We start from the raw sequence: 21097 nt of genomic DNA on the forward strand, positions 1-21097 counted from the left end.
TGGGGGCGGCGTCCGCCGAACGGGGACGTGGTCACCCCTGCAGCTTGCGGGTCCCCGCCACGGCCGCCGTCAGGGCGAGGGCGGCGGCGATGGCGGGGGTCGCGTAGCCGTTGGTCGGGCCGAAGTGCTCGACGCTCCAGCCGCCGGCGGCGGCGCCCGCGGAGATGCCGATGAGGAGGCCGGTGTAGGCGGTCGTGATGGACTCGGTGAGCCGGGCGGCGGGGGTGAGGCGCTGGACGAGGGTCATGCCGTTGATCATCGTGGGGGCGGTGGCCATGCCGGCGAGGACGAGGCATACGGCAAGGCTGCCGAGGCCGTCCGCCGCCAGCAGCGGAAGCATGGCCACCGCCATGGCCGCCACCCCCGCGATGAAGCGGGCCGTCGCCGAGCCCCGGACCGGCAGAGCGCCGAGGACGAGGCCCGCGAGGCAGGAGCCGCCGGCCTGGAGGGCGAGGATCACGCCGCTGGCGGAGCCGTCACCGTAGGACTCGACGGCGGCGACCGTGGCCACCTCCATGGAGCCGAAGACCGCGCCGGTCGCCAGGAAGGTCACGGCCACCGCGCGCAGGCCGGGGTGGCGGAGCGGCGAGCGGTCTTCGCCGTCCGTACGGGGCTCACGGGGGTGGGGCGCCGGCTCGGTGGCGCGCTGGGTAGCGAAGAGGAGAGTGCCGAGGACGAGCAGCGCGGTCGCCGTGAGCAGCCCCGCCTCGGGGAACGCCGCCGTGCACAGCACCATCGCCAACGCCGGCCCCAGCATGAAGCAGAGCTCGTCCACGACCTGCTCGAAGGAGTTGGCGGTGTGCCGGGCCGCCGCGTCGTCCGCGTAGATCGCCGCCCACCGCGCGCGGGTCATCGCCCCGAGACCGGGCATCCCCGAGGACCCGGCCGCGCACACGAACAGCGTCCACGCGGGGGCGTCGTAGTGCACGCACAGCAGCATCGCCGTCGCCCCGGCCGCGAAGACGGCCACGGCCGGCACCGCCACCTTCGCCTGCCCGTGCCGGTCGACCAGCCGTCCGAGGAGGGGCTGGGCCGCCGCGGTGACCGCGATGCCGGTCGCGGAGACGGCCCCCGCGAGGGCGTACGAGTCGCGAGTCAGGGCGATCATCAGCACCATGCTGACCGCGAGCATCGACCCCGGCAGCCGGCCGAGGAGCCCGGCGAGGGTGAAGGCGAGGGAGCCGGGGGCGGTGAAGAGCCGGCGGTAAGGGGTGAGGAGCGCGCCGCGGGCCTGGCGCGGGCGGCGGACGGTGGGGCGGGGACGGTGGGAAGGACGGGGGCGGGGGACGACGGGTCGGGAGGCCAGGAAGAGGATCACCCGTCTACGGTGGCGGCGGGGCCGATTGCCGGTCCAACACCTGATCGCTGGGCATTCACGCGCTCTGGTTGTAGATATATGCGGTGACCCGAGCCCGAGACATAGATCCCCGCCTGCTGCGCGCGTTCACCGCCGTCGCCGAGGAACTCCACTTCACCCGCGCGGCGGCCCGGCTCTTCGTCGCCCAGCAGGCGCTGAGCCGCGACATCCGCCGCCTGGAGCGCGAGTTGGGCGCGGACCTCTTCGTCCGCAGCACCCGCCAGGTCACCCTGACCGAGGACGGCCATCGCCTGCTCCCCCACGCCCGTCGCGTTCTGGCCTCCCACGACGAACTGGCCGCCGCCTTCGTCCGGGACGAACGCCCGCTGATCGTCGACGCGGGCGGCGCCAAGGTCGGCACCTCGTACCGACTCCTTCAGGAGACCCGCCGCCGCTACCCTGACCTGGAGTTCGTCGCCCGCTTCCACACCGGCCTCACCGGCGCCGCCCCCGACATCCTCTCCGGCCGCCTCGACGTCTCCTTCGGCCGCGTCGCGGGCCTGGCCCCGGAGATCCTGTCCCGCCTTGACCACTGCCCGATCCGCTACGAGCCCTTGGCGGTCCTCCTCCCGGAGGACCATCCCCTGGCGGTGAGGTCGGAGATCCCTTTGTCGTCCCTGGCCGGCGAGACCCTCTACGCGGCAGCGGGAAACCCGTCCACGGAGGAGTGGACCGACCTCGCACGACGTCTGTTCGAGGGCCGCGGCATCCGGATGGCCGAGCCCTTTCCGGAGATCGAGGGCGAGGAGGAGTTCGTCCGGGTGGTCCGCAAGCGGGGCTGGTCGGTGCTGGCGAGCGTGGAGTTCATCGAGATGGACGGGATGGTGCTGCGCCCCATCGTCGACCCGGTGCCGCTTTCCCCGATCTCGATGGTGTGGAGACGGGGGCTGCGGCACCGGGGGTTGGACGCGTTGCGGGGTACGGCGGGGGAGATCGGTGTGGGGGAGGGGTGGTTGAAGCGGCCTCCCGGGTCCTGGCTGCCGGAGCCGGATGCGAGGCTCGCGCGGGACGCCTAGGCGAGTTCGCGCGTCGCGCCGGTCGCAGGAAGCGGGGCACCGTCGGGTCGGTCAGCCGTCGATCGCCTCGTACGCCCATACGCGCCCGCGCACCACCGCTGCGGCGATACGCTGCGAAGGAGAGACCGCGGAGGAGCGGACCGTCCGGGCGACACCGAGGAGAGGCGCCGATGACCACTGCCGCCGCAGGCAAGCCGGACACCCCGCCCATGCCTGAGAGAACCCCGAAGGCCCTGCGTGAGGCCATCACCCAGCACGCCCCCCACCTTCTTCGCGACTTCGACGCCCACTGGAAGCGGGATATCGCGGACGCCTACGACATCGCGCCTGTCCCCGCGTTCATGGCCCGCTGGTGGGGCGAGTACGCCATCGCTCGTGACCCGCAACTGGAACAGAAGGTGCATCGTCTGGAAGACGAGGCGGCGGAATCCACCGACCTCGATCGAGCCAAGGCCCTCCTCGAAGAGGCCGGCCACATCCGCCGAGTCGCCCGCCAGGTGGAGCCCGGCCAGTGACGGACAGCTTCATGGGACCACCCTGGCAATCCGACTGGGTGGAGGCCGTAAGCACCTATCGCGACGCTCTCCCCGAAGAAGTACGGCAACAGATCAAGAACGGCATGGCCGAGTTGGTCACCGCCAGGAACCCGTACCTTCCGCAGGACGAGCTACCGGACGGCTACTACCTCGAACCCGCCCGATCCACCCTCCCGAGAGGGCCCCACATCCTCTACTTCGACCACGGTCGGGGCTGGCTGCGCTTCAACTTCATTCGTCGAGTCGAAGATCCGCAGATCATCGTGGAGGAGATCTTCTGGCAGTGATCAGACTGCCTCTGCGGATCGGTTCGGGTACGGGGCTGATCAGCCATTGTGTGATGGCGCGTGCCGGGGTCATTGCCACGCTCCCGGTTCGAAGCGGTAGGGGCGGGTGATGATCTCCCGGTAGGCGACGTGGCTCGTGTTCGCCTTCAGGTGCGTCACCGCCCACGCTGTACCGTCCTCACCGCTGGAGAACGGCCCGCTGAAGTCTCCGCACTCCGCGCACTGCATCGTGAACGAGTGCGGCTCCGCGTCCGGCCGCCGATCCGGCTGGATGGTGTAGTCCCGGAACCGGTAGACAGAGCGCCGCACCGGCCCCCGCGCTCCCAGATGCGCACGGATCTGCGCGGCCAGGTCATCCCCGCGCCGCCCCAACTCCGCCAGCGTCGGGTCATCCTTGCCGCCGCGCCCCAGATGGGGCGCTGAAGGTGTCTGCTCGCTCACCGGGCCACCTCCACTCCGTGCAGGACACGGGTGCCCAGACACCGCGCGGCGGGGGCCGCCCCGGCCGGGCAGGCACCCGCCCGCCGACGGCCGGAACCGGGCCTGAACACGCCCAGCAGCCACACGAGCAGCGCAGCGATAAGGTTTCGCATAGCCGAAGCTCCATTCTTCGGTGAGCCCCTGAGCGATCCCTTGACCGGATCTCTCGGGGGCGTTCTCGTTTGCGCAGCACCTAGCTTACGCACAGTGCGCACACTGTGCACAGTGTGCTCCCCAAAGTGCAGCGCGCGCAGCGTGCACAGAGCATGGAGAGGTGATCTACGAATGGCAGCGGGTAGCAGACGACCTTGAACGCCGCATCCGTGCTGGGGAGATCCCGCCGGGCGGGCGGCTTGAGAACGAGCGGGAGTTGGCGGACGTCTACAGCGTCAGCGCGGGAACGGTGCGCCGCGGCGTCCGAGAACTGCGCGAGCGCGGTTTGGTCGTGACCTTGCCCGCGAAGGGGTCCTACGTCGTTGATCCACTGCCGCCCGCTAGCGGCCCCGAGGGTGGCGAGTCCGCCGACTGACGTGCGGGGGCTGTCGCGTGTCCTAGGTCAGAAGCTAGCGTGACCTAGGGCAGGGTTGCTGAGAGTTCGTGACGCTTTCCCCCCGCACGGGTTAGCCGTGGCCTAGGACACAGGCACAGGGAGGCGTCATGCCCGACAGCAATCACCCCTACATGCAGGTCGCCGAACGCATCCGGCGCCGCATCCTCGACGGGGCCCTCAAGGAGGGCGAGAAGCTGCCACCCGTGCGAGAACTGGCGCGGCAGGAAGGCGTATCGGTCGCCACCCTCGGTCGCTCGCTGGATCAGCTCCAGGTGGAGGGCTACATCACCACCTCGCGCCGGGGCACCTTCGTGGCCAACGCACCTGAAGTCGCTCCCTCCGGCTACGACCGGATCACACGCGTCTTGCGTACCGGGTCGGTTCTGTCGGAGGGCGAGACGATGATCGTCACGAACGCGGAGCTGATCAAGCCGTCCCAGTACGTCGCCGAGATCTTCTACTTGGAGGACGGCGACCAAGTGGTTCGGCGCCAGTGGCACACCGGTAGGGGACAGCAGCGCACCGGCCTCTTCGTGACCTGGTACCCGGCGCACTTCGCCGCTGCCGTCCCCGAGCTGCTCTCGACATCCACGCGTGCCGCCGCCGGCCTGCTGTTGAAGATCCAGCAGGCCACCGGGCGCCGCATCCAGGCGGGCCGCGACGATGTCCACGGTCGCGACGCCGACGCGCGCGAAGCAAGCTTCCTCGGCCTCCGCACCGGCTCGCCCATCCTCGCGGGTGCCCACCGGCTTTGAGGCCGCGCCGGACGCGTCCTGACGTCGAAGACGACGCACGGCCCCCATCGCAACCGATGGAGGGCCGTCGTCGTGCCGGGCAGATCCCCTCCGGCCCCGACCACTGCCGGATCCGTTGCGGCACCGAGGGTTGGATGCGTTGCGGGGTACGGCGGGGGAGGTGGGTGCGGGGAGGAGTGGTTGAGGCGGCCTCCCCGGTCCTGGCTGCCGGAGCCGGACGCGGCGCTTGCCGCGTCTTCACGGCCGTGAGTCAGGGCTCCTGCGGGTAGCGATCGGCAATGCCGAGGAACGCGAACAGTGCCTTTCGTTGCCTCTCCACGGTGGTAACGCTGTGCAGGTCGGCTGGAGCGAAGAGGTCCACGATGTCGTCGGGGTTGATCGTGCCCGCCTCCGCGTCGAAGGTATAGGCGAAGCTGCCGTCGTCCATCTGGGCCTGCATTCCCGACATGGTGATGTCGGGGCGAGCGCCCTGGCGACACAGCAGGAGGCCCTCGGATTCGAGGTCTAGGCGCAGCAGCCGCAGGCAGGCACCGAGGTGGTCCCCCTGTAGGTGACGTCTGGTCGGCGTTGGCGGGTGGCTGTGAGGTCGTAGGGCCGCGTCGTGGTGAACCGCAGCGCCACTGTCTCGGTACGGGTGCCGCCGCCGCTTGCGGCCGTTAGTGTCAGGGACCTCTTGATCATCGCTTGCCAGTGTCCCATCCCGTCTGACAACTGGGTGAACAAAATCGATGTTCCGATGAGCGGGATGCTCTGGGGAGAGTGAGGAGTCTCCGTGGGGCGACATCCAGAGGCATCCAAACCACGCTTCCCCTTGGGTCAGCACGGAAGAACCGCCAGGGGCGCGGAACGCTCTACTTCCTCTGAGGCTTCATCCCGGTCTCCAGGTGTCCAGCCGCAGAGGGAAGCTTCACCTCGCCCTGAAGCTCCCTCACCCCGCCGCGGACGAGCTTCGCGGTCCCAGAGACGCCCGGTCTTAGTTAGTCCCAACCCGAAAGATCAGCGACCTGCCGAACGGCGTCTTCGTATTGGTTGCGCGCCAAGAGACAGGAACGCCGCAATTCATTCATTCGCTCTGGGGTGATCCGTACCCCAGTGCCGTCAGCGAACGCACTCATATATGCGACTTGCTCCTGTTGTTCAAGCTGCTGCAGTGGGCCAGTGGGTGACTCTTGCCCCGCTGGAATAAGCCGGGCCTGTTCGCCGCTGAGGGTGAAGTCGAAGCTGGATAGGATTGTTTCCAGCGTACGCCCCGACATTGCCGCTCTCGCCGGATCGGGATTGAGGTAGACGGCCAGCGCATTCACGATGAGGAGAGCGCTTTGAGTTACATAGAAACCCGGACTGTCTGCCTCATCTTCAGTATCGTCCTCGGTGGCTTCCTCGAATTCCTCGACCACGCTGGAAGCGTCGGCGTCGAGCGAGCTCTCGACGACCGCGCGCCAGACCAAATCTAGCATCTCGTTGAGGTGCTGGACCTCGTCATCTCGAGCCAGCGTGGAGTAGATCGCGCTGCCGCGTTCCGCGCAAGTTGCACAGAATGCCACAAGCTCATTGCTTGCGGCCGTGCCGAGAGAGTTGTAAACGTTCTCGTTGTATGTCATGGAATTATCTCACTCTCGTTCGGCCCAGAAGAGTGTATAGGGAGAATTCTGTTGCGCGTGTCCGCGAACGCCCACCCCGCCTATCTCTGTACCTCTGGTGTCGATCAGTGGTAGACATCGATCCCTGCAAAAATTACGTGATGCAGCCCCATAGACGGCGTGTTCGTTGGGCCCGAGGGAATTCAAGATCCCTTCCTCTGCGTGCCCAGGAGCCTGCACGAACTTCTCCTGAGGATGCAGTTTTCCGGCCCAGCCGGGTGGCGCCGCGCCACTGCCATTGATGCCAATGTGGACACTGTACGCCTTTGTTTCGGAGTTGAAGACTCCAATCACTGCAGTTGTGCCCTTCTTGTCTGCCATGAAGTAATCGTCTCTCATGGACTGCAACTCCTCAGCTCTGTCCAACGCTAGCCGGGCATCAGCCTCCGAACCGGGTGGGCATGGGCTTAGCCCCAGGACATCGGTCCAAGTGTGGGGATTTGTGACGTAGGAGGTGGGGCTGGGTGCTGGGCCGAGGCCCAACGGGTCTGCTGACAGGTAGCGGGCTGTGTCCGGGGCGTAGTAGCGCTGGACGTTGTAGTGGAGCCCGGTTTCTGGGTCGAAGTACTGGCCCGGGAAGCGGAGTGGGGTGTAGGCCGTGCTGTCCGTTGTCCACGTTGTCGTGCCCCAGAGAGTGCTGCGGGTGCGCCACGCGATGACGCCCGCCTCGTCCACCAGCTCGGTCGGGGTGCCGACCAGATCCGTGACGATGGCGAAGAAGCGGGCGTTGATCTCGCGCTGGGTCGTGGCGTCGGTGATGCGTTCGGTTTGGGCGATCGGACGCAGGCCCGCGTGGTCCCAGGTCAAGGTGATCGGGTTCGGCAAACCAGGCGCCGTGGTGATTTCTTCTACCAGGGTGGGGCCGTCCCAGGTGAAGTTGACCTGCTCGGCCACCGTTGCGCCGTCTGAGTCCAGGCGCTGCTTGGCCACGCGGCGGCCGAAGGGGTCGTACAGGTAGCGCCAGATCGTGCCATCCGGCGTGGTGACCTGGCGTAGACGGTCCTCGGGGTCCCACTCGTAGCGCCAGGTGTCCGGTTTCTTGGAGAGACGGGACTTTTGGCGCAGCACCAGGCGGCCCGCGGCGTCGTGTTCGTAGCGGATCTTGCCCGCGCGGGTGATGCGGGTGCCCTCGTATGTGCGGGTGCCCGTGGCTTCCTGGGCGGGGTGCTCCGAAGGCCAGGCTGCCTGGGTTTGGTTGCCGGCCTCGTCGTAGGCGTAGGTCTCCTGCCAGCCGTGCGCGTGGACCGTCGTGACCCGGCCCGCCGCGTCCAGGGTGAACGTCTGCGGGCCGCGCAGGTGGTCGTCCACGGCGGTGAGGTGGCCGTCCGGGCGGTAGGTGTAGGTCCGGGACTGGATCCGGCCGCCGTCGCGCCCCGTTAGCGACTGCGCCGTCAGACGGCCCAGGTCGTCCCAGGTGCTGGTCAGGCTGAGCGCCTCGCCTATTCGGCGTTCCGTTTCGCGGCCCGCCGCGTCGTGTGCGAAGTCCAGGGTGTGGCCCGAGGCCACCAGCCCGGTGCGGTTACCCGCCGCGTCATACGAGTACTCGCTCACCGCGCCCGTCGGGGTCGTCCGGCGGGTGCGGCGGCCCAGTGCGTCGTATGTGTGGGTCAGGACCCGGCCCGCCACCATCTCCGACTTGACCCGGCCCATGCGGTCCCGCTGGTAGACCACCTCCGTGTCCGGGCCGGTCGCCGAGAGCAGGCGGCCCGCCGGGTCGTACAGGAAGGTCGTCTCCCGCCCCGCGGCGTCCTTCCGGACCGTGCGGCCCAGCGCGTCGCGCTCGTACGAGACCGACTCGCCCAGCGGGTTCGTCCGCGACACCAGCCGACCCGCCGCGTCGTACGCGTACGACACCCGCCGGTCGTCGAAGTCCGTCTCCGCCACCAGGCGGCCCGCCGGGTCGTACTCGTAGCCCCAGGTCAGGCCCTGCGGGTTCGCCACCTCCGTCAGGCGCAGCGACGCGTCGTGCGTGAACTCGTAGCGGACGCCGTCCGGGCCGGTCCTCGCCGTCAGCAGGTCGAAGTGGGTGTACTCGTACGTCGTCACCCCGCCGACCGCGTCGGTGTGCGACGTGCAGTTGCCCTCGCCGTCGTATGTCCAGGTCTCCGACGAGCCGTCGGGGTTTTCGCGGCTCGCGAGCTTGCCTTCCACCGTCCAGGACAGGCGCGTCACCGCGCCCAGCGGGTCCGTGATGCTCACCGGCCGGCCGAAGCCATCGCGCTCGTAGCGCGTCACCGCCCCCAGCGGGTCCGTGACCTCCAACGGCAGGCCCGCCGCGTCGCAGCGGACGCGCGTCGTCTCGCCCAGGGCGTTGGTCACCGCCGCAAGGTGGCCGCGGTCGTCGTACGCGTAGTGGGTGGTGTGGCCCGCCGGGTCGGTCATCGACGTGCGGCGGCCCGCCTCGTCGTAGGTCTGCTGCCAGACGGCGCCGTCCGGACCGGTCATGGTCAGGGGCAGGCCCAGGTCGTTGTACGTGGCCGTGGAACTCGCGCCGTCCGGGCGGGTGATCTGTGTCAGGCGGCCGGACTCGTCGTACGTGAACTCCGTCGTGTTGCCCAGCGCGTCCGCACGGGACAGCACGCGGTCGTGGCGGTCATACGTCGTCCGGGTCGTGTGTCCCAGAGGGTCGGTCTCCGCGACGACCTGGCAGCGTTCGTTGACCACGTAGCGGCTGACGGCGCCCTCCGGCGTGGTGACCGTCGTGACCCGGTGGCCGGTCGTTTCGTCCCGGCCGTCGTAGTCGAACCGGTTGGCGACGTGGCCCGCTTCGCCTCCCTGCTCGATACAGCGGTCTTGGTCGTCGTAGACGTAGTCGTAGCGGCTGTCGTTGGTGTCGGTCCAGGAGATGACACGGCGGCGGTCGTCGTAACCGAAGCGGAGCGGCAGCCCAGAGGAGTTGACGACCTCGGTGAGGTTGCCGTCGGTGTAGCCGTAGCGGACCAGTTCCTGGTGGGTGCCGTCGTCCGCCGCGCCCGCCAGGTACAGGGCGGTGACGCGGCCGTCGGCCGTGTCGAGCTTCAGGGTGTAGCCGGCGCTGTGGACGACGCCCGTCGGGGCGCCCTCGATGTCGTACTCGAAGGTGATCCAGTGACCGTCGCGGTCGGATATCTGCTCCAGCCGGGCCTCGCCGTCGCCGCCGTTCTCGACGCCCGCCGGGCCGGTGAAGTGGCGGACCCAGCCCGTCGCCGGGTCGGTGAGGGTGTAGTCGCCGTGCGCGTCCCGCTCCAACGGCCAGCGTGGGCCGGCCTCGGGGAGGGTGGGGACGCCGGGGGCCGGGTGCGGATACGCGAGGACCAGGCCGTCCTCGCTGAGGAAGACCACGCCCTCGGCGTCGATCTCCAGCCGCTGGTCCACCGTGCTCGACCAGGAAGGGCCGAACCACCGGCCGGCCGCGTAACCGGACTCCACCCGGCGGGTGAAGGACAAGGGCAGTAGGCCGGGGAGCGAGACATCCGTCTGCGCGAGGAGCATCTTCCCGGTCGCCATGTCGATCGGGTCGCCCTCGCATTTCCTGTCCTCGTCCTTCTTCGACCGCTCCAACGGCCCGTCGCTCGACGCCCTACGCCCCGGGCCCTTGTCCGGCGCATGTCGGGTCGCCTTGGCCGCGTTCACCCCCGTCTTCGCCGCCCCCAGCCCCTTGCCGCCCAGGATCTCGGGCAGGGCTCGGCCGAAGCCCTCGGCGGGGTCCTGGGCGAAGGCGTTGGCGACGTTCTTGATCGTGCCGACGGGGTCGTTGGCTGCCGTCACCAGGCCGGCGGCGGTGGTGTTGAGGTTGGTGTAGTACTCCGCCGGGTGCGTGAGGTTGTACGGGTCGAGCGGGTTCAGGCCGCGGACGGTGCTGACGATGCCGGCGGTGCCCTTGACGGCGCCGACGACGACGTGTTCGGCGTCCAGACTCGCGCGGGTGCCCGCGTCGCCGAGTTGTTCGTCGTAGGAGGGCTTGGGCGGGGCCAGGGCGTGGGCCTCCTGGATCGCCGTGCGGGCGGTCTCGGCGGCGGTGTTGCGCTGCGTGCGGGCGTGGTCCAGCTTGTCCTGGGCCGCCTCGGCCGCGGCGGGGCCCGGGTCGTGGAAGACGGGCTTCGGGCCGGGGTCCTCGCCCTTCTTGGCGGCGGCGTTGTACGCCTTCGCCTTGGCGTTGTACGCGGTGCGGGCGGCGGCGGACGCCTCCTTCGCCTTGTTGTACGCCGCCAGCGCCAGCTTGGCCTCGCCCTGGGCCCAGCCCACGGTCACGGCGTAGGCCTCCAGCGCCTTGGCCGCCTTCTCGCAGGCGTCGGCCGCCCTGAACCAGTCCTTCGGCTTGACCGACACCTCCTCCCGGAAGGCGTCCGCGGTCTTGCCGCGCCAGCGGTCGGAGTCCAGGCCCTTGAGGCCGTTGCCGACCTTGTCGAACGCCTTCTGGAAGTCCTTCAGGTGGCGCACCGTGGAGCGGATCTTCGACACGCTGCCGTAGACCAGCTTCTTGGGGTCGTCGGTCTGGCCCAGCTCCATCTCCGAGACGTCCGCGCCCAGGTAGTTGGCGACCGACTTGGACTTGTCGCGGACCCAGTCGGCCTGGTCGTGCAGGCCGATCTTGTCCAGCCCGTCGGCGCCCACCTCGCCGACGAGCTCGACGCCCTCGCCGACCAGCTCCACGCCGTCCTCGACGAAGTCCTCGACCGAGTCGGGGGTCACGTCCTTGACGAACCCGCCGATCTTCCCGCCGATGTCATCCAGACCCATCAGCGATCACCCCCCTCTGATGCGGACCGAGCAGCGGTGATCACGTCGGAGACGCCTTTCTTGTCACGGATCTGGTCCGCCGTGGCCGACCACGTCTGCTTGGTCTGCTCGTGCGCCTGTTTGAAGGACTCCGCGCTGTAGTCGGGGGCGTAGACGTCCTCGGAGAACAGCTCGCTCACGGACTTCTTCTGCACCTCCTCCTCGCTGAGGTGCGGGTTGCCGGCGACCGCGTTCGCCGCGACCTTGAAGCCGCCCTTGATGTACTGCTCTTCCTCGAAGTGCGCGCCGGCCGCGAGACCGACCTTCCGTGCCAGCACGTTGGCGTCCTGGACCAGCCCCCGTACGCCCCACTCCCACAGCTCGACGAAGTCCTCGAAGTCCTTCGCGAGCTCGTTGTGCCCCGTCTCCATCGAGGTGAGCGACAACTGGTCGAAGCCGGCGCCGATGAGCGAGCCGGTGTTGGTCCCGATCTCCCGCAGCTCGCTGATCGCCGCCCGCAGCCCCTTGGTGATCTGCTCCAGCGACTCCTTGTCGATCGCCAGGTCCGGCCCGCCTCCGCCGCTCATCGCGCGCCCTCCCCGAGGTCCCGGGCGAAGCCCGACCCGCTCGCCGCCTTGGCTGTCGCGTTCGCCGCCCGGTCCCCCCGGTCCGCCCGGTCCGCCCCGTTCGGCGCGTAGTCCACCGCCACCGCGTCCGGGACGATCCCGCGCGCCGGCGGCAGCAGCATCGAGCCGTCCTCGTCGGCGACGTTCACGGCCACCCCGGCCGGGACGCCCAGGCTCGGGATCACGATGTCCAGGAGCCGGGCGCCGAGGACGCTCAGGTACTCCCACTCCTCGTCGGGCGCCGCCCCCCGGGCGCGGGCGAAGCGGGACAGGGCCTCCTCGTCGGTGAAGGCGTAGATCCAGCGGATGCCGTCGCGCGCGGCCGACATCAGGCCCCCGTCGGCGAGCGGCACCAGCACCGCCGCGCGCCGGAACTCTCCTATCAGCGCGCCCGGTTCACCCTCCCCGGACCGCATTGCGGCTATCTCGTCCGACACGTCCGAGCCGGAGTCCATCCCCGCCCCCCTGTAACAAATCGAAATCTCGAACTCCGCATGACAGTACGACATGGAGTCATGGATTCATGACGCAGGGTGGCGGGTGGTTTGCGCCAGCTTTCCAGCCACATGCCGCACGCCGCACCCGCCGGGGGCCGCTCACCGCCGACCGCCCGCACGCGTGAGTGCAAGGTTTCGTCCGCGTCACCTGCCGCCACAACGCGGTAATCCGGCGCCCATAGGGTCGGTCACACACCACCCCCGCGCACAGCAAGCGAACGCGAGCGCAAGCCCTGTGGAGGCGTGATGCCCAGCCCGACGCCCACCCCGACCCCGACGCCCACCCCGACGTCCCTGACCGGCCGACCCCCCGCCCCCGGCGACGACGGCCCCGTCGCGCGTACTGCCCGGGGCCGCTGGATCCAGGAGTGGGATCCGGAGGACGAGACCTTCTGGCGTACGAAGGGCGAGCGGATCGCCACCCGCAACCTGGTGTTCTCCATACTCTCCGAGCACATCGGCTTCTCGATCTGGAGCCTGTGGTCGGTGATGGTGCTGTTCATGGGGCCGGAGTACGGGGTCGACCCTGCCGGGAAGTTCTTCCTGGTGGCGCTGCCCACCCTGGTCGGAGCCGTGCTCCGGGTGCCGTACACCTTCGCCGTGGCGCGCTTCGGCGGCCGGAACTGGACGGTGGTCAGCGCCGTGCTGCTGCTGGTCCCGGCGACGGCGGCCGCCGTGGTGATGGAGCCGGGCACCTCGTACGGGACCTTCCTGCTGGTCGGCGCGCTCACCGGCGTCGGCGGCGGCAACTTCGCCTCCTCCATGACCAACATCAACGCCTTCTACCCGCTGCGGAAGAAGGGCTGGGCCCTGGGCCTCAACGCGGGCGGCGGGAACATCGGCGTGCCCGTGATCCAACTCGTCGGGCTGCTCGTCATCGGGACCGCGGGCGCCGCCCACCCGCGCATCGTGCTCGCCGTCTACATCCCGCTCATCGTGGTCGCCGCCGTGCTCGCCGCGCTGTGCATGGACAACCTCGCGCCGGTGCGGAACGACGGCGGCGCCGTCCGGGAGGCGGCGCGCGACCCGCACACCTGGATCATGTCCTTCCTCTACGTCGGCACCTTCGGCTCGTTCATCGGCTACAGCTTCGCCTTCGGGCTGGTGCTGCAGAACCAGTTCGACCGCACCCCGCTCCAGGCCGCCTCGCTCACCTTCATCGGGCCGCTGCTGGGCTCGCTCATCCGGCCCGTCGGCGGCCGGCTCGCCGACGGGCTGGGCGGGGCGCGGGTCACGCTGTGGAACTTCGCCGCGATGGCCGCGGCGGCGCTGGTGGTCGTCTACGCCTCCGCCGAGCGCTCGCTCCCCGTCTTCCTCGTCGGCTTCATCGCCCTCTTCGTCTTCAGCGGGCTCGGCAACGGCTCCACCTACAAGATGATCCCCGCCATCTTCCGCGCCAAGGCGCTCGCCCGCGGGCTCACCGGGGAGGCCGCGGAGACCTACGGGCGGCGACTCTCGGGCGCGGCCATGGGGCTGATCGGCGCGGCCGGCGGCCTGGGCGGCCTCGCCATCAACCTCGCCTTCCGGCAGTCCTTCCTGACCGCGCACTCCGGCACCCCCGCCTTCGTCTCCTTCCTCGCCTTCTACGCCCTGTGCGCCGCGCTGACCTGGGCCGTATACCTGCGCCGGGCCCGCCAGGCGGAGGGAGCGGCGCAGCCCGTGGCCGATACCGCGCGGTCCCGGCCCGCCGTCTACGCGGACGTGTAAGTCTCCGTAACACCAGGGAAATCCGTCCGAACCGCGCCCGTCACGGGGTGCGAGGAGGATGCGGAGACCGCAGGCGTACGCCGCCGTCTCGGCGATGTACGTGAACGACAGCGGATCGGGGCGAGAAGCGATGCACGGAAAACCCCCCACGGGTCAGCACGCCCAGGGGCAACCCCCCACACGGGCCGGGCGGCACCTCCGGGATCGGGATCGGGACCAGCACCCCACGAGCCGGGCCCGGCACCGTCACGGACCGCCGGCGGACGAGGGAGCCGGTGCCGGTGCCGGTGCTGAGGCCAGTCCCGGTCCCGGTGTCAGTCCCGGTGCTGATGCCGGTGTCGGCGGTGCGGGGCCCGTGGACGGCGCGGCGCCCGTGGACGGCGTCGCCCCCGCCGCCGGCACGCCGGGCCCCGCCCCCGCCGCCACACCGGCCTCCGGCCCCGCCCGTGCCGTCGCCGAGAGCCCCGGCGACGCCGCCGTCGGGCCGCTCGCCGGGTTCACCGTCGGTGTCACCGCGGCCCGTCGGGCCGAGGAGTTGGCCGCCCTGCTCCGGCGGCGCGGGGCCGCCGTGCTGCACGCGCCCGCGCTGCGCATCGTGCCGCTGCCCGACGACACCGAACTGCTCGACTCCACCAAGCGGTTGATCGCCGACGCGCCCGACGTCGTCGTGGCCACCACCGCCATCGGCTTCCGCGGCTGGATCGAGGCCGCGGACGGCTGGGGGGTGGGCGAGGAGCTGCTGGAGCGGCTGCGCGGCGTCACGCTGCTCGCCCGCGGACCCAAGGTGCGCGGCGCGATCCGGGCCGCCGGACTCACCGAACACTGGTCGCCCGCCTCCGAGTCGATGGCCGAGCTGCTGGACCACCTGCTGGCGCAGGGCGTCGCCGGCCGCCGGATCGCGGTGCAGCTGCACGGCGAACCGCTGCCCGGCTTCGTCGAGTCGCTGCGGGCCGGCGGCGCCGAGGTCATCGGGGTGCCCGTCTACCGCTGGATGCCGCCGGCGGACCTCGCCCCGCTGGACCGGCTGCTGGACGCGGCGGTCGGCCGCTCGGTGGACGCCATCACCTTCACCAGCGCCCCCGCCGCCGCCGGCCTGCTGGACCGGGCCCGGGAGCGCGGGATGCTCGACGCGCTCCTCGACGCGCTCCGCCACGACGTGCTGCCGGCCTGCGTGGGGCCGGTGACCGCGCTGCCGCTCCAGGCGCTCGACGTGCCCACCCGACAGCCCGAGCGGTTCCGGCTCGGCCCGCTGGTGCAGCTCCTGACCGGTGAACTCCCCGGCCGGGCACACCCACTCCCGGTCGCCGGCCGGCGACTGGAGATCCGCGGCCACGCCGTCCTCGTCGACGGCGAACTCCGCGCGGTCCCCCCGGCCGGGATGGCCCTGCTGCGCGCCCTCGCCCGCCGCCCCGGCTGGGTCGTCGCCCGTGCCGACCTGCTGCGCGTCCTCCCGGGCTCCGGCAGCGACGAGCACGCCGTCGAGACCGCGATGGCGCGGCTCCGCGGTGCCCTCGGCTCCCCGAAGCTGATCCAGACCGTGGTCAAGCGCGGCTACCGGCTGGCGCTGGACCCGGTCGCGGAGACGAAGTACGGGGAGCCGGAGGGCGCGAGCGAGGGCTGAGGGCGGAGCGGGGGCGCGCGGCCCGGCCCGGGGGCGCAACCCCCGGACTTCTGCGGGCTTTTCGCGGAGAGTCGCTCCAGGCACTCTGGGGAGAGCGGCATCCCCCAGCGGAGGCGCCGGACTCCTCAACGGAGGCGCCGGACCGTGCCTCGCGTACCGAAGGAGTGACCAGAGCATGGCGGCGTCGGCCTCCTACGACCTGCGGTTCGACTCCGGGAGGGTCTGTCTGGACCTGGTGGCCACGGTCGGCGGGCGGCTCAGCGAGGAGCCGGTGGAGCGGCTCGACGGGCCGGAGCGGCTGCGCGCCTGGCTGGTGGGGGCGGAGCTGGTGCCGCTCGGGACCTGTCTGGAGGCGGTGGACGCCGCCTGGCTCACGCGCTTCCTGGCCGCGCGCGACCTGCTGCACCGGGTGGTCCGCGCGGAGTTGGACGTCGAGCCCGGTCGGGCCACCGCCGCCGACCTGGAGCGGCTGAACGCGCTGGCTTCGACCGCCCCGCCCGCCGTGCGGGCGGTACGGAACTCCGACGGCACCCTGGTCCGCGTCATCGCCGTCGCGCCCGACTGCGGGGCGCTGCTGGCGCAGATCGCGCGGGACGCCGTGGAGCTGCTCACCGACCCGGTGGCCCGCGGGCAGTTGCGGCAGTGCGAGGGAGAGACCTGCTCGCTGGTCTATCTGGACACCTCGCGCGGGCGCCGCCGCCGCTGGTGCTCCAGCGAGGTGTGCGGCAACCGGGAGCGGGTCGCCCGCCACCGCCGCCGCGCGGTCGCCGCCACCCGGCCGTGACCACCCCGGGCGCTGACGTACGCGTCCGCCCAGACTGACCGTCCGGCCCTGACGGCACCCGTCCGCCCGACCTGACCGCCCGCCGGTGAAGGCTCGCGTCCGGCCCGACCGCACCCGTCCGCCCGACCTGGCCGCCCGGCCGGGATTCCTCCTCGCGCGTCGTTGAGTCGATCCGCGTTCCCGTCCGTAGTCACGAGTACGGGGCCGGACGTAGGTCCCGGGCACGCGGCGACCCACGAAACCCGGGGGAGAACGAACCATGCGCGACCCGCACCGGGCCCGGTGGTGGCGATGACGACGACGCTGTCGATGACGACACACGCCGTGCCAGGTGTTCACACCGCAGTATCGACCCGGGGGGCTTGGGTGCGCGAGGATGCCGCCGTGACCGAGAGGACGACGCCGGAAGACGAGCTCATGCGGGCTCTCTACCAGGAGCACGCGGGGCCGCTTCTGGCCTTCGTCCTGCGGCTGGTGGCGGGCGACCGCCACCGGGCGGAGGACGTGGTGCAGGAGACCCTGCTGCGCGCCTGGCGCAACGCCGACCAGCTGAAGAACGCGACCGGATCGGTGCGGCCCTGGCTGGTGACGGTCGCCCGGCGCATCGTCATCGACGGTCACCGCAGCCGTCAGTCGCGCCCGCAGGAGGTCGACCCGACCCCGTTGGAGGCGATACCGGCCGCGGACGAGATCGATCGGGCGCTGCGTCTGATGACCATCTCCGACGCGCTGGGCGACCTGACCGACGCCCACCGGGAGGCGCTTGTCGAGACCTACTTCAAGGGCCGTACGGTGAACGAGGCGGCCGAGGTGCTGCGGGTGCCGGCCGGGACGGTCAGGTCCCGTGTGTTCTACGCGCTGCGCTCGATGAGGCTCTCGCTCGAGGAACGAGGAGTGACGGCATGACCCCGCCGGCACAGCACAGCGATGTCGGCGCCTACGCGCTGGGCATCCTCGACGACGCGGACGCCACCCGGTTCGAGGAACACCTGGTGGAGTGCGACCGCTGCGCCGCCGAGCTGGAGGAGCTGATGGGGCTGACTCCGGCGCTGGCCGAGTTCGCCCAGACCGCGCCCACCCCCGAGACGATCACCGCCACCCCCGGTCCCGAGCTGCTCGACCGGCTGCTGGCGGAGGTCGGCGCCACCCGCGCCAAGCGGCGGCGCGGCCGGCTGTACCTGGTCGCCGCGGCGGCCGCGCTGATCGTCGCGGCACCCCTGGTCACCGCCGTCGTGGTGCGCGAGGACTCCGGCGCGGGGGAGCCGCGTACCTTCGCCGCCGCCGCCCGCCAGGTCTACGAGGCCGGCGACCGGCTCCCCGGCACCGTCGACCCCGTCACCAAGGTGTCCGCCGAGGTCTCGCTGGAGTCCCAGGGCTGGCGCGGCACCTATGTCGCCCTCAAGCTCGGCAACGTCAAGGGACAGCGGGAGTGCCAGCTGATCGCGGTCGGCCGGAACGGCACCGAGGAGGTCGTGAGCACCTGGGCGGTCCCCAAGGGCGGCTACGGGGTGCCGGGCGACGGCTCGAAGTGGAACAAGGAGCCCCTCTACACCCTCGGTGGTGCCGCCATGAACCGGGACGAGATCGACCGCTTCGAGGTCCGCACCCTGAAGGGAGAGCGGCTGGCGACGGTGAAGGTCTGAGGCCGGGCGCCCCCGCCAGACCCCCCGCCCGGTTCGGGTGCGGATTTCCGTGTTCCGGCAGGTGCGCGGATGCCCCGGTTCGCGTACGGTTGACGGCTGCCCTACGCACATCAGAAGGGGGCCTGGTGGCCGCGCACAACGCCACGCACGCCGCACCGACGACGGCACCGCGAGAGGTGGACCCGACCGGCGACGGTGCCGACGGAGTCCGTGACCGGGAGATCCGGATCGAGCAGACGCATCTCGACCGGGTCTACCGGCGCCTTGAGGAGAAGATCCACGAGGCGGAGTTCCTGATGGACGACGCCGCCAAGCGTGCCCAGGTCGGCACGCCCGGCGCGCTCGCCGAGCGGGACGCCCAGGTGTTCCGCGCCGGGGTGCACCTCAACCGGCTCAACAGCGAGTTCGAGGACTTCCTCTTCGGCCGGATCGACCTGCTGCTGGGCAAGGACGGCGAGCGCGGGCCGGACGGCGCGTACACCTCCGTGGAGCCGGCCGAGGACGCCGTGCGCACCGACGACGCCGGCCGCCCGCACGCCGAGATCGCCGAGACGCTGCACATCGGGCGGCTCGGCGTGCTCGACGCCGACTACTCCCCGCTGGTGATCGACTGGCGCGCCCCCGCCGCCGCCCCCTTCTACCGCTCCACCCCGGTCGCGCCCGGCCGCGTCGTGCGCCGCCGTGTCATCCGCTCCAAGGGACGCCGGGTGCTCGGCGTCGAGGACGACCTGATGCGCCCGGAGCTGACCGCGACCCTCGACGGCGCCGAGCTGCCGGCGGTCGGCGACGGCGCGCTGATGGCGGCGCTGGGTCAGGCCCGGAGCCACACCATGCGCGACATCGTCGCCTCCATCCAGGCCGAGCAGGACATGGTGATCCGGGCCCCCGCCGCCTCCATCACCGAGGTCGAGGGCGGGCCGGGCACCGGCAAGACCGCGGTGGCGCTGCACCGCGCCGCCTACCTGCTCTACCAGGACCGGCGGCGGTACGCGGGCGGCATCCTGATCGTCAGCCCCACCCCGCTGCTGGTCGCCTACACCGAGGGCGTGCTGCCCTCGCTGGGCGAGGAGGGACAGGTCGCCATCCGCGCGGTCGGCTCCCTCGTGGACGGCGCGGAGGCCACCGCGTACGACGAGCCCGCCGTGGCCCGCGTCAAGGGCTCCTCGCGAATGGTCAGGCTGCTGCGCCGGGCGGCGCGCGGCGCGCTGGAGTCGGGGCCGGCCCCCGCGCGGGGCGGCGACCCCGGACGGCGGCGGCGCCCCGCGGGCCGTCCCGTGGAGGACGGCCAGCTGGCGCTGGACGGCCTCGACGGCACCGGGGGCCCGGCATCGCGCGGCTCCCAGGCGGCCGGCGGGACCCCCGACCGGCTGCGGGTGGTGGCCTTCGGGCGCCGCGTCGAGCTGGAGACGGCCGAGCTGCAGCGCATCCGGCAGGCGGCGCTGGGCGGCACCGCGCCGGTCAACCTGCTGCGCCCGCGGGCCCGGCGGCTGATCCTGGACGCCCTGTGGCAGCGGTCCGGCGGCACCCAGCGGTACACGGACCCCGAGCTGGCCGCCGAGGCGCGCTCCGCCTTCGACGAGGACATCTCCACCGAACCGGACTTCATCGGCTTCCTCGACGCCTGGTGGCCGGAGCTGACCCCGCGCGGCGTGCTGGCCGCGATGGCGGACGAGAAGCGGCTGGGGCGCTGGGCGCGTCGCATCCTCAACCCTCGCGAGGCGCGGCTGCTGGCCCGCTCCCTGAGGCGGCTGGGCGGCGACGGGCGGGGGCCGCTGTCGGTACACGACGTGGCGCTGCTGGACGAGCTGCACTCGGTGCTGGGCGCCCCGGCCCGCCCCCGCAAGCGGGAGGTCGACCCGCTGGACCAGCTCACCGGTCTCGACGAGCTGAGCACCTACGCCGACCGGATGGGCGGTGGCCGGTCCCGCGCGGAGCGGCTGGAGCGGCTTCGGGAGGAGGCGCGCACCGACTACACCCATGTCATCGTCGACGAGGCGCAGGACCTGACGCCCATGCAGTGGCGGATGGTGGGGCGGCGCGGCCGCCACGCCACCTGGACCGTCGTCGGCGACCCGGCGCAGAGCTCGTGGTCCGACCCGGACGAGGCGGCCGAGGCCCGCGCCGAGGCGCTGGGCAGCCGCCCGCGCCGTCGCTTCACGCTGACCGTGAACTACCGCAACCCGGCGGAGATCGCCGAGCTGGCGGCCAGGGTGCTCGCCCTGGCCATGCCCGGCATGCGTTCCCCGGAGGCGGTCCGCTCCACCGGCATAGAGCCCCGGTTCGCCGTTCTCGACGGACACCGGGCGGACCGGCGCGGGGTCGAGGCGAGTGCCTACGGCGCGGCCGGTGACGACGAGACGGAGGCGCTCGCCGCCTGTGTGCGCGAGGAGACACGGCGGCTGCTGGCGGAGGTGGACGGCACGGTCGGCGTGGTCGTCGCCATGGCCCGGCGGGAGCAGGCCCGCGAGTGGCTGGCCGGGCTCGGCGACCGCGCGGTGGCGCTGGGCAGCCTGGAGGCGAAGGGCCTGGAGTACGACGCGACGGTCGTGGTCTCGCCCGCCGAGATCGCGGACGAGTCCCCGGCGGGCCTGCGGGTCCTGTACGTGGCGCTGACCCGGGCCACCCGGCAGCTGACGGTGGTCTCGGGCGGCCGGGACGAGCCGGACGCGGCGGGGGTGCCGGACCTGCTGCGGGACTGAACCGCGCCGACGGCCGCGGCGCCGGGCCGGGGGTCTCGGGCCGCGGGTCTCGGGCAGGGGGTCTCGGGTCGGGGGGCGAGGAGAGCGCGGAGGGCCCGGAGGGGGCCGGAAGCGGTGTCGCGGGAGGCGCCCGGCCCGGGTGCCGCCTCCGGGGCCCGGCGCGCCCGCCAGGGGCGTCGTCGGGCTCGTCGCGCCCGGAGG

The 21097-nt window shown here is 71.7% G+C and carries 19 protein-coding genes; 11 read left to right on the plus strand and 8 right to left on the minus strand.

Features of this window, described 5'->3' with window-relative positions; all coding sequences use genetic code 11:
* Positions 1–31: 31 nt before the first annotated feature.
* Positions 32–1318, minus strand: coding sequence for an MFS transporter (locus CD790_RS28710; RefSeq protein ID WP_144386287.1), 1287 nt, complete (start codon positions 1316–1318; stop codon positions 32–34).
* An 83-nt stretch (positions 1319–1401) separates the two neighbouring features.
* Here CD790_RS28710 and CD790_RS28715 point away from each other — a divergent pair, with 83 nt between their 5' ends.
* From CD790_RS28715 to CD790_RS28725, 3 genes are all read left to right on the plus strand, one after another.
* Positions 1402–2373, plus strand: coding sequence for a LysR family transcriptional regulator (locus CD790_RS28715; RefSeq protein ID WP_144386288.1), 972 nt, complete (start codon positions 1402–1404; stop codon positions 2371–2373).
* Between the two features lie 170 nt (positions 2374–2543).
* Positions 2544–2888 (plus strand): hypothetical protein, encoded by a 345-nt coding sequence (locus CD790_RS28720; RefSeq protein ID WP_186319285.1) that lies wholly within the window; start codon positions 2544–2546, stop codon positions 2886–2888.
* Positions 2885–3196, plus strand: coding sequence for a hypothetical protein (locus CD790_RS28725; RefSeq protein ID WP_144386289.1), 312 nt, complete (start codon positions 2885–2887; stop codon positions 3194–3196). The genes CD790_RS28720 and CD790_RS28725 overlap by 4 nt, the downstream gene beginning before the upstream one ends.
* A gap of 69 nt (positions 3197–3265) precedes the next feature.
* On the opposite strand, the gene CD790_RS36295 is transcribed toward CD790_RS28725, so the two are convergent.
* Positions 3266–3637, minus strand: a complete 372-nt coding sequence (locus CD790_RS36295) for a hypothetical protein (protein ID WP_260867960.1) — start codon at positions 3635–3637, stop codon at positions 3266–3268.
* Entirely contained in the window at positions 3634–3789 is a 156-nt protein-coding gene (locus CD790_RS34940) for a hypothetical protein (protein WP_186319286.1), read from the minus strand. The genes CD790_RS36295 and CD790_RS34940 overlap by 4 nt, the downstream gene beginning before the upstream one ends.
* Positions 3790–3950: 161 nt before the next feature.
* Between CD790_RS34940 and CD790_RS28735 the strand changes: the two genes are divergently transcribed.
* Together CD790_RS28735 and CD790_RS28740 are read left to right on the plus strand one after the other, a co-directional pair.
* Complete coding sequence (locus tag CD790_RS28735; protein WP_144386290.1) at positions 3951–4205, plus strand: winged helix-turn-helix domain-containing protein; 255 nt, start codon at positions 3951–3953, stop codon at positions 4203–4205.
* 128 nt (positions 4206–4333) lie between these two features.
* Complete coding sequence (locus CD790_RS28740) at positions 4334–4981, plus strand: GntR family transcriptional regulator (protein WP_144386291.1); 648 nt, start codon at positions 4334–4336, stop codon at positions 4979–4981.
* A 250-nt stretch (positions 4982–5231) separates the two neighbouring features.
* On the opposite strand, the gene CD790_RS28745 is transcribed toward CD790_RS28740, so the two are convergent.
* The 5 genes from CD790_RS28745 to CD790_RS28765 all read right to left on the minus strand — a co-directional run bounded on the left by CD790_RS28745 (position 5232) and on the right by CD790_RS28765 (position 12400).
* Entirely contained in the window at positions 5232–5420 is a 189-nt protein-coding gene (locus CD790_RS28745; RefSeq protein ID WP_144386292.1) for a hypothetical protein, read from the minus strand.
* Between the two features lie 538 nt (positions 5421–5958).
* Positions 5959–6582 (minus strand): DUF416 family protein, encoded by a 624-nt coding sequence (locus tag CD790_RS28750; RefSeq protein WP_144386293.1) that lies wholly within the window; start codon positions 6580–6582, stop codon positions 5959–5961.
* A gap of 9 nt (positions 6583–6591) precedes the next feature.
* Positions 6592–11340 (minus strand): putative T7SS-secreted protein, encoded by a 4749-nt coding sequence (locus CD790_RS28755; RefSeq protein WP_144386294.1) that lies wholly within the window; start codon positions 11338–11340, stop codon positions 6592–6594.
* Positions 11340–11906, minus strand: coding sequence for a hypothetical protein (locus CD790_RS28760; protein WP_144386295.1), 567 nt, complete (start codon positions 11904–11906; stop codon positions 11340–11342). Before CD790_RS28760 ends, CD790_RS28755 begins: the two co-directional genes overlap by 1 nt.
* Positions 11903–12400: an SseB family protein gene (locus CD790_RS28765; protein ID WP_144386296.1), complete on the minus strand. Its 498-nt coding sequence runs from the start codon at positions 12398–12400 to the stop codon at positions 11903–11905. Before CD790_RS28765 ends, CD790_RS28760 begins: the two co-directional genes overlap by 4 nt.
* Positions 12401–12688: 288 nt before the next feature.
* Between CD790_RS28765 and CD790_RS28770 the strand changes: the two genes are divergently transcribed.
* The 6 genes from CD790_RS28770 (at position 12689) to CD790_RS28795 (ending at position 20896) form a co-directional block, all read left to right on the plus strand.
* A complete protein-coding gene (locus tag CD790_RS28770) occupies positions 12689–14149 on the plus strand; it encodes a NarK/NasA family nitrate transporter (protein ID WP_144386297.1) in 1461 nt (486 codons plus the stop codon).
* Positions 14150–14504: 355 nt separating this feature from the next.
* The gene (locus CD790_RS28775; protein ID WP_260867961.1) at positions 14505–15770 is read left to right on the plus strand and encodes a uroporphyrinogen-III synthase; all 1266 of its coding nucleotides are present in this window, start codon (positions 14505–14507) and stop codon (positions 15768–15770) included.
* Between the two features lie 175 nt (positions 15771–15945).
* The gene (locus CD790_RS28780; protein WP_144386298.1) at positions 15946–16554 is read left to right on the plus strand and encodes an ABATE domain-containing protein; all 609 of its coding nucleotides are present in this window, start codon (positions 15946–15948) and stop codon (positions 16552–16554) included.
* A 417-nt stretch (positions 16555–16971) separates the two neighbouring features.
* Positions 16972–17460 carry a sigma-70 family RNA polymerase sigma factor gene (locus tag CD790_RS28785; protein ID WP_399218426.1) on the plus strand — a complete coding sequence of 163 codons (489 nt, stop codon included), beginning with the start codon at positions 16972–16974 and terminating at the stop codon, positions 17458–17460.
* Positions 17457–18197 (plus strand): zf-HC2 domain-containing protein, encoded by a 741-nt coding sequence (locus tag CD790_RS28790; RefSeq protein WP_144386299.1) that lies wholly within the window; start codon positions 17457–17459, stop codon positions 18195–18197. The genes CD790_RS28785 and CD790_RS28790 overlap by 4 nt, the downstream gene beginning before the upstream one ends.
* A gap of 125 nt (positions 18198–18322) precedes the next feature.
* Complete coding sequence (locus CD790_RS28795; RefSeq protein ID WP_399218389.1) at positions 18323–20896, plus strand: HelD family protein; 2574 nt, start codon at positions 18323–18325, stop codon at positions 20894–20896.
* The last annotated feature ends 201 nt before the right edge of the window (positions 20897–21097 follow it).

Source organism: Streptomyces sp. SAJ15, from assembly GCF_007595705.1.
Lineage (GTDB): Bacteria > Actinomycetota > Actinomycetes > Streptomycetales > Streptomycetaceae > Streptomyces.